We start from the raw sequence: 15,808 nt of genomic DNA on the forward strand, positions 1-15,808 counted from the left end.
CCTCGAGGCCGCAGGATCTTCCGTACCCTAATACTGTTTGTGGTGTCCGGCTCCGCGATTGCCGGAGCAGTGGCGGGCGAGGTCAGTCTCGGCGTCGCCGCCAACTTTACCGACACCACCCGGGAACTGGCCAAGCGCTTTGAAACCGAAACCGGTCATACCGTTTCAGCAAGCTACGGCTCCACGGGCAAGCTTTACGCCCAGATCAAAAACGGCGCCCCGTTTGATGTTTTCATGGCCGCAGACGCTCTACGACCGGCACTGATTGAGGAAGAACAGGCGGGCGTTCCTGGCACCCGCTTCACCTACGCCCGGGGCAAACTGGCTCTGTGGAGCCCCACGGTCGCCGCCTTTGACAATGCCGAAGACTATCTTGCCCGCCAGCCGTTTTCGCGGCTGGCCATTGCCAACCCGAAAACCGCTCCCTACGGTCTTGCTGCACAACAGGTTCTGGAGCACCTGAATCACTGGGAGGCCCTGCAACACAAACTGGTCCGGGGGGACTCCATCGCCCAGACTTTCCAGTTTGTGGTCATCCGCAACGCCCAGGCAGGCTTCGTGGCCCTGTCCCAAATCAAGGCCTGGCACGAAGATGATGGCACACTGTGGCACATACCCCAGGCCTATTATCAGCCCATTGACCAACAGGCCATCCTGTTGCAACACGGTGCAGACAAAGCCGCGGCCAAGGCCTGGATGGATTTCCTGAAATCAGACACCGCAACCACCATCATCCGAAACTACGGGTACGACACGGCCAACTGATGCTTGAAACCTACTGGGACCCGGTCTGGCTGACACTCAGGCTGGCCACGACGACAACCCTGCTGCTTTTACTGATCGGCACCCCCATTGCCTGGTGGCTGGCGCGAACCCGACACTGGCTTCGTCAACCGATTGCGGCCGTCGTAGCACTGCCCCTGGTTCTTCCGCCCACTGTGCTGGGGTTCTATCTGTTACTGGTCATGGGGCCGGAAGGCTGGGTTGGCCAACTGACCCAGTCGTTGGGTATCGGTCTGCTGCCGTTTACCTTCGAGGGTCTGGTGGTCGCGTCGGTCATCTATTCCCTGCCCTTCACCGTCCAGCCCCTTCAGAACGCGTTCGAGGCCGTCGGGGAGGGTTTCCTGGAGGTCGCTTCCACTCTCCGCGCAGCGCCCTGGGACCGGTTTCTGTTCGTTGCCGTGCCCCTGGCCCGGAACGGCTTCCTGACCGCCGCCGTATTAACCTTCGCCCATACCATTGGCGAGTTCGGGGTGATCCTGATGATCGGCGGCAACATTCCGGGTGAAACCAAGGTACTGTCGGTTGCCATCTACGACCATGTGGAGTCGCTGGAATACACCGAGGCCCATTGGCTGTCCGCCGGCATGGTGGTGTTTTCATTCGTGGTTCTGGTAACGCTCTATGCGCTGAACGGCAAAGCCCGCTCCGGAGCGATCAGATGACCGCCTCCAGCACCATCGACGCCCGCTTCCAATGCACGTTCCCCGGCTTCAGCCTGGACGTTGACATAACCCTGCCAGGCACAGGCATCTCCGCGCTGTTCGGGCACTCCGGGTGTGGCAAAACCACCCTGCTACGGTGCATGGCGGGCCTGCAAAGTGCCCCGGGTTCCATGACCGTTCTCGGCGAACCCTGGCAAACCGAGACGTTCGTTCGACCAGTCCATAAACGGCCTCTGGCTTATGTATTCCAGGAAACCCACCTGTTCCCTCACCTGAACGTGCGCAGGAACCTGGAATTCGGGTACCGGCGCATCCCGGCTGGCGACCGGCAGATCGGGTTCGACGAGGCAGTACGTTGGCTTGGCCTGGAATCACACCTGGACCGCATGCCTGTCGGCCTCTCTGGAGGTGAACGCCAGCGGGTGGCAATCGCCAGGGCTCTGCTGACCAGTCCCCGGCTGTTGCTGATGGATGAGCCGTTGTCCGCCCTGGACCTCAACAGCAAACAGGAAATTCTCCCGTATCTTGAACGACTGCACGATACGCTGGCCATTCCGATCATCTACGTTTCCCATTCAACCGAAGAAGTTGCCCGGTTGGCGGATCATATTGTGATGCTGGAGGAAGGTCGTGTGGTTGCCCAGGGGCCACTGCGGGAAACACTGGCAGGCATCGATAATCCTTTTCGCGTTCAGGACGACGCTGGTGCCTTGCTGGAAGGCCAGATTATCGAACTTGACGATCACTGGCACCTGGCACTGTTCCGGTTCGAGGGCGGCCAGCTCTGGTTACGGTGTGAGCATCGCGTAAAGCCCGGAGACCGCGTTCGGGTTCGAGTGTTGGCCCGGGACGTCAGTCTGGCCCTGAGCGAAAATTCCGACCAGAGCATCCAGAACCTGGTGCCTGCGGTCATCGACCAGATCGACCCGGATATTGCTCCTGGCATCAGCCTGGTGCGACTTCTGGCAGGACCGACGCCAATATTGTCCAGACTGACCTCCAGGGCCGTCGCCCAGCTCGGTCTTGAGCCAGGCATGAACGTCTGGTTGCAGATCAAATCCGTTGCCGTGATAGGGTAGCGCTGGCGGTCACAGCCGGCCAGGATGGTGGCTGCCAAACGCAAAAAGACCGCTGTTGATAGCGGTCTTTTCAAAAACAGGATGAACAGCAATAACGCTCAGCGCGTGCCGTAGACCACCATGGTCTTGCCCTTGACGCGCACCAGTCCCTGATCCTCCAGCGTTTTCAGCACCCGACCAACCATCTCCCGGGAACAGCCGACGATCCGCCCGATTTCCTGGCGCGTGATCTTGATCTGCATTCCATCCGGGTGAGTCATGGCATCCGGTTCCTTGCACAGGTCCAGCAGTGTACGGGCAACACGGCCGGTGACATCCAGGAACGCCAGGTCGCCGACCTTACGGGTAGTCTGGCGCAGTCGCGAGGCCATCTGTTCGCCAATGAAGTACAGGACCCTTGGATCCTGCTGGGCGATTTCCCGGAATTTGGTGTAGCTGATCTCCGCCACCTCGCACTCGGTTTTCGCCTTCACCCAGGCACTGCGGGAATCCATGTTGTCAAACAGGCCCATCTCACCGAAGAAGTCGCCGGCGTTCAGATAGGCCATGATCATCTCGCGACCATCATCATCCTCAATGATGACGGTTACTGATCCCTTGACGATGTAGAACAGTGAATCGCTCTTGTCACCGGCATAGATAATCGTGCTCTTGGCTGGGTAACGACGACGATGACACTGCGAAAGGAAATAGTCGAGATGCTTGGTTTTCTGCTCAACCGGCTTGACGATAGTGGCCATAATGCGAGTCGTGCCTCCTCAGATACTGGCGGGTCCCAATGTTTTTTATGCACCCGGCTTTCCTTGCGGGTTCGTTCTTTTTTACTGCAAAACTGCGCAACTTATAACAAGAAGGTCTGTTGCGGGCAACCGGAAAGAGTATACAACATGTATCCGGGATCAGCCTGCCTGGCGAGGCCGGTTGTGCTAGCATCCCGTCACAGATCATTTTCATCCGGGCCACCGCAAGTGTTGGTCCCGTCTTATTACAACGGAGAGTCGTCCCATGAAAGCAACCATTGACTGGACCGGCAACGCCAGTTTTAAAGCCACCAGCGGCAGCGGCCACAGTGTCCAGCTGGATGGTCCACCGGACCACGGCGGCCAGAACCTGGGTCCGCGCCCAATGGAAATGCTGCTGATGGGTCTGGGAGGCTGCTCTGCGTTTGATGTCATGAGCATCCTGAAGAAAAGCCGCCAGGACGTGACCACCTGCCATGCCGAACTTGAGGCAGAGCGTGCCGACGCGGTGCCCGCCGTGTTTACCCGCATTCACCTGCATTTCGTGGTAACCGGCAAAAACCTCAAGGAGAACCTGGTCAAGCGGGCCGTCAGCCTGTCGGCGGAAAAATATTGCTCAGCTTCCATCATGCTGGAAAAGGCGGGCGTTGAGATCAGTCACACCTATGAGGTGCATGAGGCAGAATAGCAGGCCTGACAAGGCGCTTCGACACCATCCATGGGCCAGATTCCGTGGGTCGAATGCAGCTGAAATCACGGATGCTAAAATGTCATTGCAAATACTATTCAACGTCACTTGCGGTGTGCATAATACGCACCCTCTCCGCCGGTCTGCGCAAAAGGTGAACAACCCGGTCAGTAGTCGGTGGCGGCCTCGGCAGAGCGCAGCAATGCAGCTCTGCAGTCATTCATCTCCACGATCCGGAGGGGCTGAGCATGGAATCAAAACTCCAGCTGCATGGTTTTAACAACCTGACCAAATCCCTGAGCTTTAACATCTACGACATCTGTTATGCGCAGACCGAAGAGCAACGCAAGGCCTACATTGACTACATCGATGAGATGTACAACGCCGAGCGTCTCACCCAGATTCTGACCGACGTGGTCAAAATCATTGGCGCCAACGTCCTGAACATTGCGCGCCAGGATTACGAGCCACACGGCGCTTCGGTCACCATGCTGATTGCCGAGCATGAACTGACCAATGGCGAAGAACCGGACAACGAGGAATCCCCGGGGCCGCTGCCGGATACCATCGTTGCGCACCTGGACAAGAGCCACGTCACCGTGCACACCTACCCGGAAAGCCACCCCCATGATGGCGTAAGCACCTTCCGGGCTGACATCGATGTCTCCACCTGTGGTCTGATCTCACCGCTGAAAGTGCTGAACTACCTGATCCACAGCTTCGATTCTGATGTCGTCACTGTGGACTACCGGGTTCGCGGCTTTACCCGCGATGTGGACGGTACCAAACACTACATTGATCACGACATCAATTCGATCCAGAACTATCTGACCGAGGATACCCAGAACGCGTATCAGATGATCGATGTGAACGTGTACCAGGAAAACCTGTTCCACACCAAGATGATGCTGAAAAACTTCAATCTCGATAACTATGTCTTCGGGGTAAACGCCAGTGATCTCGACCCGGCGGAAGCACAGTCCATCGAAGACCGCCTGCGCCGTGAAATGCTTGAGATTTTCTATTCCCGCAACGTCGAATGATCGCCTCCCGTGACGCTCCGCCCGGGGCGTCACGGGTCCTTCAGTTTTTTTGATGTCACCCGCCAGAATTCTGCGTTTTATTCTCCCCTCGTCTGCCGTTTTAATGGAGTCATGAGCTAACGAGAGGAGGACACCATGACCCTGCGCTCCCTGAAACAGATTATTCCAGCCCTGGAAACTTCCGACGGTGCCGGCGTGCGCATCAAGCGCTCCATCGGCCAGCAACAGAATATCCGCCTGGATCCGTTCCTGATGCTGGACGAGTTCGGCTCCGCCGAGGCCGCCGACTATATCGCCGGTTTTCCATCGCACCCTCACCGGGGTTTCGAGACGGTGACCTATATGATCGAGGGGCACATGCTGCACGAGGATCACCTGGGGAACCGCGGCGACCTGCGCAATGGCGGCGTTCAGTGGATGACCGCCGGCCGTGGGATCATTCACTCGGAAATGCCGCAGCAGGAAGAAGGCGTGATGCGGGGTTTCCAGCTCTGGCTGAATCTGCCCGCGGCAGAGAAAATGACAGAAGCGGGTTACCGCGATATCCAGCCGGAAGAGATCCCTGAGATCGTCTTTGAAGGCGGCAAGGTGAAGCTCATCGCCGGCAACATGGAGATCGAGGGCCAGCTTCACGAGGGCTCAGTAGCGGATCGAAGCACCCAGCCAATCTACGCTGACATCCACCTCGAATCGGGTGCAAGTGTGACGCTGCCGGTTCCGGAGGGTCACAATGCCATGCTGTACCTGTACGAGGGCACCGCCAACCTGGCCGATCGCGCACTTCAACGCAGCGCTGCCAACATTCTGGGTGACAACGGAGACCGGATTGCTCTCACTGCCGGAGAATCTGGGACGCGCCTGCTGCTGATCGCCGGCAAGCCCATTGGTGAACCTGTGGTCCAGTACGGCCCGTTCGTGATGAATACCCGGGAGGAAATTGAGCAGACGCTTCGGGATTACCGGGACGGCCGACTGACGGCCTGACGGATCAGGCGAATGGCTTTCTTGCCATCAGCCGCTGCACCATGGGCCTGACAATCAGGTCCATGGCCAGCGGCATTTTTGTGCCCGGAATCACGAGGGTGTCGTGTCGGGAAAGGCTGCTGCCAGAGATCACCTGCAGCAGGTAAGGAAAATCCACTTCAGATTGATCGCGGAACCGGATAACCAGCATGCTCTCGTCCTCGGTCGGAACGTCCCGGACAACAAAGGGATTGGACGTGTCCACCAGTGGAATGCGCTGGAAGTTGATGTGGGTATGAGAAAACTGGGGAACGATATCGTGAACATAGTCATCCATGCGGTTGATGATGGTTTCCACCACCGCTTCCTGGCTGTATCCCCGCTTGTGGGTGTCCCGGTGGATCTTCTGGATCCATTCGAGGTTCACAATGGGCACCACTCCGATCAACAGGTCCACGTACTGGGCAATATTGCAGGTTTCGCTGACGACGCCGCCATGCAGCCCCTCGTAAAACAGCAAATCCGTGTCCGGGGGTAAGGGCCCCCAGGGCGTGAAGGTTCCGGGCTTGTGTCCGGCTTCCACCAGCCGTCGGTCCTCGTCGTGGACATATTGCCTGTAACGGCCGTTACCGGTGTGACCATAATCGTAGAAAAGGGCTTCGAGCTTGTCGATGTGATTGGCCGCCAGCGCAAAGTGGTTACGTTCACCGAACTGGCCCTTCGCAGCGAGCCTGGCCATCTGTTCACGGTTGTAACGGTGGAAGCTGTCCCCGCTGACCATGGCGGCGTTCAGCCCTTCACTGGCGAACATCCGGCTGAAAATCTGGCCGGTGGTGGTGGTTCCCGCACCGGATGAACCGGTTACCGCTATGATCGGATGGCGTTTTGACATAGGGGCAGATTGCCGGAATCAGGTAAGACTGTCGAGTAAACGGGGCTTCTCGACCACGAAGCCCTGGGCATAGTCGACACCCAGCTGCCTGAGCATGTCCAGGACGTCCCGGGACTCAACCTGGGAAGCAATCACTTCCCGACGCATGTAATGGGCCATATCCACCATAGAGCGCACCATTGCCCGATCGGTCTCGCTGGTTGCCAGCTGGCCGGTAAAGGCACTGTCAATCTTGATCAGATCCACGGGCAGGGAACGCATGAACTCGAACGAGCTTGGGCCACTACCGAAGTTGCCCAGACAGAACCGGCATCCGAGTTCTTTCATCTCGATAATGAAATCCGCGACTGACTGGACGTCGTTGATCGCCGAGGCTTCGGTCAGCTCGAACCACAACCGCTCTATGGGCGCATCCTTCTCACTCAGCTTCTCGTAGATGAACTCCAGCAGCGATTGATCGTTCATGGAGTAACCGGACAGGTTGATGCAGACACCACCAAAATGCCGTGGGTCCGGTGCCTGCTCCCTGAGCCAGTCCAGCATGTGGCCGACCACCCAGCGATCCACCGCCTGCATACGGTCATAACGCTCGGCCATCCGAACAAAGTCCCGACCGGTAATGAGGTTGCCGTCGTCATCGTACATGCTGATCAGCACCTCGTACTGCGCCGCCATGGAGGCTTTGGCGTGCAGAGGTATGATCTTCTGGCAACGCAGCAACATGCGTTCCTCATTCAAATCACTGAGACTGGCAACCTTGGCGGCAATCTGTTCCTGGCGGGCCTGATCCCCGGCATCAAGCGCATACTCCGACACCTTTCCATGACCCTGCTGCCGGGAAGCTGCCAGGGCCTCTTCAGAAGCCCGCAACCAGCGTTCGGCACTGACCAGTGCCGGCAAGGTGGGAACGACGCCGGCGCTGGCAGAAAGCCGGTAATCCCTGCCGCCAAATCTGAACTCGGCGGCCTCCACTGCCTTGACCAGATCCCTGGCGGCATCACTGGCACTCTCGGAGGGCACCAGCATGGCAAACTCATTGCCCGCCAGCCTGGCCACAGGCATACCATCCCCCACGTGACTGCGCAGAATATCCGCCACCCGTTTGAGGGTCTCGTCGCCGGCCTGGTAGCCGGCAGTATCGTTCAGCAGGCGGAAACGGCGGAGATCCAGACGCACCAGGGAGCGCTCGTCTTCCCGACGGGCCAGTTGCTGATCCAGCATCCGTTCGAACTCCCGGCGCCCCAGAAGTCCCGTTAGCTCATCATGGGTGGAAGCCCAGGACAGCTGGTCGTAGACCTTGCGAACCATGCGGTCGATGCTTTCATCCACCAGTGGTCGCTCGTACTGACTATCGGGGACGATAATCCCCTTGCGCATCTGACGGGCCAGGGCCTCAAGCTCGAGCTCCACCACCCGCATGCCCTGATGGTTCACAAAAACGAACCGGCTGAAGCCACGGGCAATCCAGACCAGACGGATATACTGGGGCTCCTTGGGGTTTTCCTGGTCCCGCAGCCAGTCACCGGTGCGCAGTTGCTGGGCCCGATTGATCCAGCGCTGAAGGCTGCGCTGTTCACGATCGGACAGTTTTTTCGTGTCCGGCTGCTCCGGCTTGGCCTGCGGTACCTCAACCAGCTCGGGGCTTTTTTCCGGGCTGCGAACCAGGAACTGCTTGAGCTCGTCACGGATCTGGGATGACGGCATATGGTTACTGGAAATGGAAGCCAGGCCATCCTGAATGACCCGCAGCAATTCCGGCAGGTTAATCGTACTGTTGGGATCGTCGGCGAACGACAGCAGGGAATCAATCACCGCCAGGTAATCCTGCCAGAGCTGGCTGTCAGGCCCCTGTCGGATCCAGGTCAGCGAGAGCAGATCACGCCATCCGCCGTCCAACAGGCTCAGCACCGCCTTGGGCACCTTACGCCCGCCCAGCTTCTGGTCCAGCACGTCGGCCACAGCCTTCTTGGACTCGGCTACCTTCTGAGCGCCCTCCGCGGCTGCGGTTACCCGCTCGACATTCCTGCGATAGACGAGATTCTGGCGATCGATCAGGACATCCAGCTCCTGGACTGTGCTCTCAAAAACCCCGGTGTCCTGCTCGAAGTCGGTGGTGATCCGCTGTACCAGCTCATCAACCCGTCGCTGAACAACCGGATTAATACGCCCACCCTTGACCCCCAATTGGGCCAGGCGGTTCATCACTCCTCGTACCGGGCTGTCCTGGTCATCAAAGAACGCGGGGTCCCTCATGACCACTTTCAGAACGGGCACTTCCAGCTGCCGCATGCGCTGCTGGGCATATTCACTGAGTTTGGGGCTTTCCACCACCGACTTGAAAAAGCGGTCGACCACATCAACCGTATCCTGCTGTTCTTCATCCAGCCTGTTGTCACCGCTCGCCTTGACCTTCTCTACCACCCGGTCTTTTAACGGCGCGAGCTCCTCCCCGGCTTCGACGGCCTGTGACTGCAACTGCTGGAGTTCTCGCTGGAGCTCTCCGGACGACAGTGGTCTGGCGTTTGGCTGGAACGGCATGGGTTCCGGATCGCCCCGGGCCACACGGCTCGCACTCAGGGTATTGAGAAGATTGCGTACAGTTGCGAATGCAGTCTGCGCGGCCTGGGCATAGCCCCGGAATTCGCCACCCAGCATTCCGGGTTTGCGGCGAGGTTGCGCCGATATGTCGCTGTCCTGCTCCGCCTTTGGGGCTGGTTCCGATGCGTCAGGAGCACTCTCCGCCGAAACCGGCTCTGGCTGAACCGTCTCCTTCTTTTGCTCCGGCTTCGCCCCGGCCTGCTCGCTCAGATACTTGCTGAGATCCAGGTCCGGCAAAACGCCGTGTCGAATCAGGATATCGTTGAGCTCCTTGTAAAGAGGCCCCAACTGCTGCAGCACGGTCTGCTCGAAGACCCGCAGGCAGACTTTCTCCACCTCCCGGGAAGCCTTGAGCTGATTGAGTCCATTGTGGAAGGCTTCACAGACCAGGGATGGTCCGAGGGGGTTGTGGTGGCCCGTGGCATTAGCGATGCCAAGTTTGTCCAGCCGGAGCTTGAGCTGCAGAAGGTCGCCGCGGTACTGGGTATCCGCCTTGGTCACCATCACCCGGATGGTCAGCCAGTCCTCGAACTCGCCTTTGTCCACCACCGAGAGTTCGGAGCCGGGAAAGCCTTTGGGGGCGGGCTTCAAGGGCGATTCCAGGCTTCGCGCCATCTGGTGCCAGATGACCCGTTGCCGGGCCTGGATCTGCCCCGAGGCATCCATGTATTCATTCGCCTGCTGATCGTTTGAGGCTTTCTGGGCCGCCTGTTTCAGGCCCTCCACCATCTGCACAAAACAGGCGTCCATCAACGGCTCGATGAAATGGATCACCGCCTTGGCAGACTGATGCAGAACAAACTGGATCCGGTCGCTGGGCGCCCGGAGAGAGGAACGATCCTGACGGCGGGAGCCGCCGCATTGCTGCAGCATGGCATCAACCGCTTCCGGGTTCGGGCGGCTGAAATTGACCCCCATGGCGCCATCAATCCGCCGGACAATACTGACGTGCAGTTCATGGCGGCGGGCGCCATCCAGGCCACGAAAACGTACCACCAGTTCCGGCGGCGTGCCGGACGCAAACGCCCGATCCAGCTTCTTCGAGGTTTCACTCGAATAGCGAACGAAAAGGCCCTCTGCACAAAAATCGGCGATCTGGCACGGCCACGCCTCTCCGGTTCCCAAATCAATCTGAGCGGCAAGCTTGATAGGTTGGCGGGGGCTGCTACGACGTTCTCTCGGATCCATGAACTACCTGATATCTCGCAAAGCCGGAACAGTCACCAGAGACACTGCCCGGTACCGACTCACGTCCCTGAAACGATGGCGGATGCCACCGGCTGCTACTATAGAGACCATGATTGTACTATAGCGGCCTGGCCCCCACAGGCAAACCAATCCACTATAACATCCTGACCCATGAAACAGCTTAGTCAGATCTATCTACTTTTGCTACTGGTAACAATGCTTAACGGCTGTTCGACCATTGGCTACTATTCGCAAGCTGTCAGTGGGCATCTATCCTTGATGATGGCCGGGGAACCGGTGGAGAAGATCCTCACAAATAATGAAACCCCACTGGAGTTGCGAGGAAAACTCTCGCTGACACAGCAGGCCCGGCACTTCGCCGCCCAACGACTGGCCCTGCCGGTGGGAGACGCCTTCAGCGACTACGTGGAGCTCAACAGACCCTGGGTGGTGGTCAATCTGGTGGCCGTGCCCGAATTCTCGCTGGAGCCACACCGCTGGTGCTACCCCGTTCTCGGCTGCCAGGCCTACCGGGGGTACTTCAATCTGGAAGATGCCCGTACCGAGGAGGCGCAATTCCAGGACAACGGCTTCGACACCTTCATTGGTGGTGTGACGGCCTATTCCACCCTTGGCTGGTTTGATGACCCTCTGCACACCGGCTTTACCCGATTGGCGGCGGACCGCATGGTCGCGCTGATGTTCCATGAACTGGCCCACCGGGTGGTCTACATTGCCGATGACACGGCCTTTAACGAAAGCTTCGCCACCGCCGTAGAGCTGGAGGGTCTGAGACTCTGGCTCTCGGAGCAGGGCAACCCCGGTCAGTTCCGGCAAGCCCTGGACCGTCTTACCCGCCGCAACCAGACACTGACCCTGGTGGAGGACTTCAGCGCCCGCCTGCAGACACTGTACGCCGAGCAGGACAGCTTGCCAGATGACCAACTGCGAAACCGGAAAACGGCCATTTTCGAAGACCTGGCGCTAGCCTATCAGGAGCTTTCCGCAGACTGGCCCGAGCCGGGCCCTTTCGGACCCGCACCGGTCAGTCTGAACAATGCCAATGTTGCGCTGTTTCGCCAGTACAACCAGCATGTACCGGCATTCCGGCAGATGCTTCGAAATGCAGACTACGACTTTGCGAGCTTTTACAAGGCCGTCGAGACGCTGTCGGAGCAACCGGAACCCCAGAGGTCTGAACACCTGGCGGCCCTGTCACAGCGGTTTGAAGAACACCTTTGAGTTCCGCTGGGTATTGTAGGAGGCCAGCTTCGGCCCGGGCAGGGCCTGCACGGTGGAAGGCTGGAAGCCCCGCTCCCGGAACCAGTGCTCCGTCTGGGTGGTGAGCACAAACAGCTTCTGGATGCCCTGCCCCCTGGCCAGCTTCTCCACCATCGCCAGAATCTCGTCACCCCGCCCGGCGCGGCGATAGTTTGGATCCACGGCAAAACAGGACAGCTCGCCGGCACCTTCCTCGGGGTAACTGTAAAGAGCGGCACAGCCCACGATGGTCCCGTCTCGCTCTGCCACGACAAACCGGTCAATTTCGGTTTCCAGCATCTCCCGGGAACGGCGCACAAGAATGCCCTGCTCCTCCAATGGCTGAATCAGTTCCAGAATCCCGCCAATATCCTCAACCCTGGCCTGGCGGAACTGTTCGTAGTGATCGCCGCTCACCAGCGTGCCGGCACCGTCCCGAGTGAACAGTTCTTTCAGCAACGCCCCGTCGTCCACATAGCTAATGATGTGAGCACGCCGTACGCCCTTCACACAGGCATCACAGGCCGCCCTGAGCAGATCCGCATCGTGACCGGTTACCGCACCGGAAGCCAGACGTTCGGACGCCTGACGCGCTGACAGCTCCCTGATCAGGCTGCCGTCCTCTTCCTGCAAGCCGGGATCATCAATAAACACCATCAGCTTTTCGGCCTGCAGCGCCGCCGCTACCTGACTACCAACATCCTCGTAGGAGAGATTAAAGGCGTCCCCGGTGGGCGAATAACCCATCGGCGGTAATAGAACAATGTGCCCCAACTCCAGCAGTTTCTCGATGCCGGCCACATCCACCCGGCGCACCTTGCCGGTGTGGCCAAAATCAATACCATCCAGCACACCCACCGGCTTGGCGGCCACATAATTACCCCCACTCACCCGAATACGGGCATTGTGCATCGGCGAATTCACCAGCCCCATGGAAAGGTGGCTTTCCAGGTAAGCTCTCAGGCCACCGATGGCCTCCATCACCATGCCAAGGTGCTCTTGCGGTGTAATCCGCAGCCCTTTGGCAAACGACGATTCCACCCCGGCGCCATCCAGCCGCGCCTGGATTTGCGGGCGGGCACCGAAGGCAACGACCAGCCGCACGCCAAGGCTGCTCAGCAGCGCGATGTCATGAATGATGTTGATAAAATTCCCGTGTTCAATCGCATCCCCCGGTATGGTCAGCACAACCGTACGCCCGCGGTGGGCGTTGATGTAAGGGGATGAATGGCGGAATCCATGCAGCCAGTCGTTTGATTTCAATTCGAATACTCCAAGCTTTTTTCTTTACGCGGCCTGCAATTCAGTTTGACGAACACTGTCGGGAGCCCTCTCCAAAACCGTGGAGCGCCAGGGATGGCGCGACCGAGCCCTACAGGGACGTATTTACGGGCGTGTTTTGGAGAGGGCTCCCGACAGTGTTCAGCCCCCTATTTGACCCGGACTCCGTCTTAAAGGCAAAACTGTCGGATAAGCCCTCGCAGTACTTTAACGGTTGGCTCCAGCTGGGACAGCTCTATAAATTCATCCGGTTGGTGCGCCTGATCGATGGATCCGGGGCCCATGACCAGGGTTTCCAGGCCGAGTTTCTGTAACCAGGGCGCTTCTGTGGCGAAAGCGACTGCGTGGGCCGTGTGACCGGTGAGCTTTTCACAGGCTTTGACCAGGGCCGCATCGGCCGGGGTTTCGAAGGGTGGCACGCCGTCGAAGAGTGGCTCGAATTCCAGCGACAGCTCCCGACGCTCCGCAATCGGCTGGACCTTGCTCAGGATGGTCTGGCGCAGCGTTTCCATGTTCATGCCCGGCAGTGGACGCAAGTCAAAGTGCAGCTCGCACTGGGCGCAGATGCGGTTGGGGTTGTCACCGCCGTGGATGCAGCCCAGGTTCAGGGTTGGAAACTGCACTTCAAAGTTCGGGTTCCGGTACTTTTCCTGCCAGCCTGACCGGAGTGCCAGCAATTCTGTGAGCGCTTCGTGCATTCCTTCCATGGCATTGCGGCCGAGGGCCGGGTTGGAGGAGTGGCCGGACTGGCCCTCGAATTTCAGGCGCTCCATCATGATGCCCTTGTGCATGCGCACCGGTTTCAGGCTGGTGGGCTCGCCGATGACCGCGTAGCGGGCCTTGGGCTTGCCGGCTTCGGCCAGGGCCCGGGCGCCATCCATCGAACTCTCTTCGTCGGCCGTGGCCAGTATGATCAAGGGCTGCTTGAGATCTTCGTTCACAAAGGCCCTGGCCGCCTCGATGGCCAACGGAAAAAAACCTTTCATGTCACAGGTGCCCAGCCCGTACCAGCGGTTGTCCCGCTCGGTCAGGGTAAAGGGATCGCTCTGCCAGCGTTTGTCATCAAAGGGCACTGTGTCGGTGTGGCCGGACAGCACCAGACCACCCGGGCCGCTGCCGAGGGTTCCGATCAGGTTGTACTTTCCGGGCATCCCCGGCACTTCCAGGATTTCCACAGAAAACCCGAGAGCCTCGAGCCATTCGGCCAGCGTTCGCACCACGGGCTCATTGCTGTGATCCCACTTCGCCGACGCGCTGCTGATGGAAGGCAGCGATATCAGGCGGGCAAGCATGTCACGAATGCCCGGCACCGTTGCGGATTTGCTATCGGACTGCGACATAGTTTCCTCTCAGATTCCCACTGGAATCATTGTGCACGGCCACGACGCCAGACTTCAAAGTTGACGATCGCCCTGGTCAACATCGGATAGGCGACTTCACCACCGGCAACCACGCGGGCCACTTCCAGCTCACGCTCGCTGACGCTCACCAGACGACCCTCCACAACATTATCGTTGGACAGGGTTACCCGAACCTGCCGGTCAATCCATTGTTCGGCGCTCTCCAGTTCCGCCGGGTACCAGCTTTCGGTCTCAGGATCTTCTCTTGGCACCACTGGCTCAACCGCCACTTCTGGTGTTTCCTGAACAACAGGCTCGGCCTCGGTCAGAAAGACGTCCGGTACGCCGGCACCATTGTAGCGAACTTGCCAGCTTGGGCCCTGGCCACCGTTGTCATCTACTCTGACAGGAACACCAAACATGGACTGATCCGGTTGCAGGTTCACGGTAAGCTCACCGCCCTCAAGCAGCCACTGCCGGTAAAGCGCCTTCAGCTGATCGCTGGCGGCCAACCCCCGGGCTTCGAGTCCAGCAACCAGCGCGGCCACCGCCCGCCCGGCCCATTCGCCGGTTTCAATGCCGGCTTCGCGGGCACAGTAGGCGGCGATTCGGCGCATCAGGCCGCCATCGCGCAGGGTCAAACGCATAGGCTCGTCACCGTCCAAAACGGACAGTTCGGAATCCTGAACCCGGATTCGGGCATCAGTCCAGTCCAGTTCGAGACTACCGGTGCTGATGGTATTCAGCTCCGCGTGGAGATTGCCTTGGGTCTGGCGCACGAAACCATCGCCGGCCAACGCGGTGATGCCCATGCGGATCAGATCGCCGCTCCCCAGTTGCTGCCGCGGATCTGGCGCACATGACAGGACAAACAGCGCCGGATCTCCCTCACTGTTAACGCCCTCTGCGGTGACCCAGTTCCGGAGCATGGTCGGGTCCAGAGTCAGGCCAAGGCCATCTAGTCTCAGGGTCCACTGGGCCGGCAGACTGGTCGGATCGGCGAGAGCAGACAGCAGGTCAACGGGTGAACCAGTATCAAACTCCGCCCGGGCGATATCCAGCGGCTGGGTAAGCTCGAAATCCTGCCAACTGGCATTGTTGAGAACCAGTCGGCCCTCAATACCGGAACTGATGCTGCCTCGATGCAGCACACCGTAGGATTCCAGCGCCTGTCTTGCTTCAGCCATGCGCTGGTCTGCCAGCCACCAGACACCTGCCTTGAACGCGGCAAAGCCGATCAGAACCAGTACTACCAGCGTCGCAAGCAGGCGTTTCATCCGGAGACTCCTTG

General features: G+C 59.2%; 13 protein-coding genes. 7 read left to right on the plus strand and 6 right to left on the minus strand.

All coding sequences use genetic code 11. The annotated features are described in order from the left end of the window. Positions 1-15: 15 nt before the first annotated feature. The 3 genes from modA to modC are packed head-to-tail and all read left to right on the plus strand — an operon-like array spanning position 16 to position 2,524. A complete protein-coding gene (modA, locus tag GJU83_RS07420; RefSeq protein WP_228715182.1) occupies positions 16-765 on the plus strand; it encodes a molybdate ABC transporter substrate-binding protein in 750 nt (249 codons plus the stop codon). Next, entirely contained in the window at positions 765-1,445 is a 681-nt protein-coding gene (gene modB, locus GJU83_RS07425) for a molybdate ABC transporter permease subunit (protein ID WP_069182108.1), read from the plus strand. Before modA ends, modB begins: the two co-directional genes overlap by 1 nt. Further along, positions 1,442-2,524, plus strand: coding sequence for a molybdenum ABC transporter ATP-binding protein (gene modC / locus GJU83_RS07430; protein WP_069182109.1), 1,083 nt, complete (start codon positions 1,442-1,444; stop codon positions 2,522-2,524). Before modB ends, modC begins: the two co-directional genes overlap by 4 nt. A gap of 98 nt (positions 2,525-2,622) precedes the next feature. Here modC and crp read toward each other — a convergent pair whose 3' ends face one another. Then, positions 2,623-3,264 carry a cAMP-activated global transcriptional regulator CRP gene (gene crp, locus GJU83_RS07435; RefSeq protein WP_007153756.1) on the minus strand — a complete coding sequence of 214 codons (642 nt, stop codon included), beginning with the start codon at positions 3,262-3,264 and terminating at the stop codon, positions 2,623-2,625. A 265-nt stretch (positions 3,265-3,529) separates the two neighbouring features. On the opposite strand from crp, the gene GJU83_RS07440 reads away from it, so the two are divergent. From GJU83_RS07440 to GJU83_RS07450, 3 genes are all read left to right on the plus strand, one after another. Then, entirely contained in the window at positions 3,530-3,952 is a 423-nt protein-coding gene (locus GJU83_RS07440) for an OsmC family protein (protein ID WP_069182110.1), read from the plus strand. A gap of 248 nt (positions 3,953-4,200) precedes the next feature. Continuing rightward, on the plus strand, positions 4,201-4,995 hold the full coding sequence (gene speD / locus GJU83_RS07445) for an adenosylmethionine decarboxylase (protein WP_069182111.1): 795 nt from the start codon (positions 4,201-4,203) through the stop codon (positions 4,993-4,995). Between the two features lie 135 nt (positions 4,996-5,130). Continuing rightward, positions 5,131-5,979: a pirin family protein gene (locus GJU83_RS07450; RefSeq protein WP_069182112.1), complete on the plus strand. Its 849-nt coding sequence runs from the start codon at positions 5,131-5,133 to the stop codon at positions 5,977-5,979. Positions 5,980-5,983: 4 nt separating this feature from the next. Here the strand turns inward: GJU83_RS07450 and GJU83_RS07455 are convergent, their stop codons facing one another. Together GJU83_RS07455 and GJU83_RS07460 are read right to left on the minus strand one after the other, a co-directional pair. Next, positions 5,984-6,850, minus strand: a complete 867-nt coding sequence (locus GJU83_RS07455; RefSeq protein ID WP_069182113.1) for a phosphoribulokinase — start codon at positions 6,848-6,850, stop codon at positions 5,984-5,986. 18 nt (positions 6,851-6,868) lie between these two features. Next, the gene (locus GJU83_RS07460; protein ID WP_069182114.1) at positions 6,869-10,636 is read right to left on the minus strand and encodes a DUF1631 family protein; all 3,768 of its coding nucleotides are present in this window, start codon (positions 10,634-10,636) and stop codon (positions 6,869-6,871) included. A gap of 171 nt (positions 10,637-10,807) precedes the next feature. On the opposite strand from GJU83_RS07460, the gene GJU83_RS07465 reads away from it, so the two are divergent. Continuing rightward, complete coding sequence (locus GJU83_RS07465) at positions 10,808-11,878, plus strand: aminopeptidase (RefSeq protein WP_069182115.1); 1,071 nt, start codon at positions 10,808-10,810, stop codon at positions 11,876-11,878. Here the strand turns inward: GJU83_RS07465 and argA are convergent. The 3 genes from argA to GJU83_RS07480 form a co-directional block, all read right to left on the minus strand. Then, the gene (argA, locus tag GJU83_RS07470; RefSeq protein ID WP_069182116.1) at positions 11,852-13,159 is read right to left on the minus strand and encodes an amino-acid N-acetyltransferase; all 1,308 of its coding nucleotides are present in this window, start codon (positions 13,157-13,159) and stop codon (positions 11,852-11,854) included. The two genes, GJU83_RS07465 and argA, sit on opposite strands and share 27 nt — an antisense overlap. Positions 13,160-13,347: 188 nt before the next feature. Beyond that, positions 13,348-14,517: an acetylornithine deacetylase gene (gene argE, locus GJU83_RS07475; RefSeq protein ID WP_069182117.1), complete on the minus strand. Its 1,170-nt coding sequence runs from the start codon at positions 14,515-14,517 to the stop codon at positions 13,348-13,350. A 26-nt stretch (positions 14,518-14,543) separates the two neighbouring features. After that, a complete protein-coding gene (locus GJU83_RS07480; protein WP_069182118.1) occupies positions 14,544-15,794 on the minus strand; it encodes an acetylornithine deacetylase in 1,251 nt (416 codons plus the stop codon). Positions 15,795-15,808: the final 14 nt, after the last annotated feature.

This window comes from Marinobacter salsuginis, assembly GCF_009617755.1.
Classification (GTDB): Bacteria; Pseudomonadota; Gammaproteobacteria; order Pseudomonadales; family Oleiphilaceae; genus Marinobacter; species Marinobacter salsuginis.

What these genes read in the sequence shown, in the direction of transcription:
- modB (WP_069182108.1), top strand. Translation starts at nt 765, where the DNA reads ATGCTTGAAACCTACTGGGACCCGGTCTGGCTGACACTCAGGCTGGCC.
- modC (WP_069182109.1), top strand. Translation starts at nt 1,442, where the DNA reads ATGACCGCCTCCAGCACCATCGACGCCCGCTTCCAATGCACGTTCCCC.
- crp (WP_007153756.1), bottom strand. Translation starts at nt 3,264, where the DNA reads ATGGCCACTATCGTCAAGCCGGTTGAGCAGAAAACCAAGCATCTCGAC.
- GJU83_RS07440 (WP_069182110.1), top strand. Translation starts at nt 3,530, where the DNA reads ATGAAAGCAACCATTGACTGGACCGGCAACGCCAGTTTTAAAGCCACC.
- speD (WP_069182111.1), top strand. Translation starts at nt 4,201, where the DNA reads ATGGAATCAAAACTCCAGCTGCATGGTTTTAACAACCTGACCAAATCC.
- GJU83_RS07450 (WP_069182112.1), top strand. Translation starts at nt 5,131, where the DNA reads ATGACCCTGCGCTCCCTGAAACAGATTATTCCAGCCCTGGAAACTTCC.
- GJU83_RS07455 (WP_069182113.1), bottom strand. Translation starts at nt 6,850, where the DNA reads ATGTCAAAACGCCATCCGATCATAGCGGTAACCGGTTCATCCGGTGCG.
- GJU83_RS07460 (WP_069182114.1), bottom strand. Translation starts at nt 10,636, where the DNA reads ATGGATCCGAGAGAACGTCGTAGCAGCCCCCGCCAACCTATCAAGCTT.
- GJU83_RS07465 (WP_069182115.1), top strand. Translation starts at nt 10,808, where the DNA reads ATGAAACAGCTTAGTCAGATCTATCTACTTTTGCTACTGGTAACAATG.
- argE (WP_069182117.1), bottom strand. Translation starts at nt 14,517, where the DNA reads ATGTCGCAGTCCGATAGCAAATCCGCAACGGTGCCGGGCATTCGTGAC.
- GJU83_RS07480 (WP_069182118.1), bottom strand. Translation starts at nt 15,794, where the DNA reads ATGAAACGCCTGCTTGCGACGCTGGTAGTACTGGTTCTGATCGGCTTT.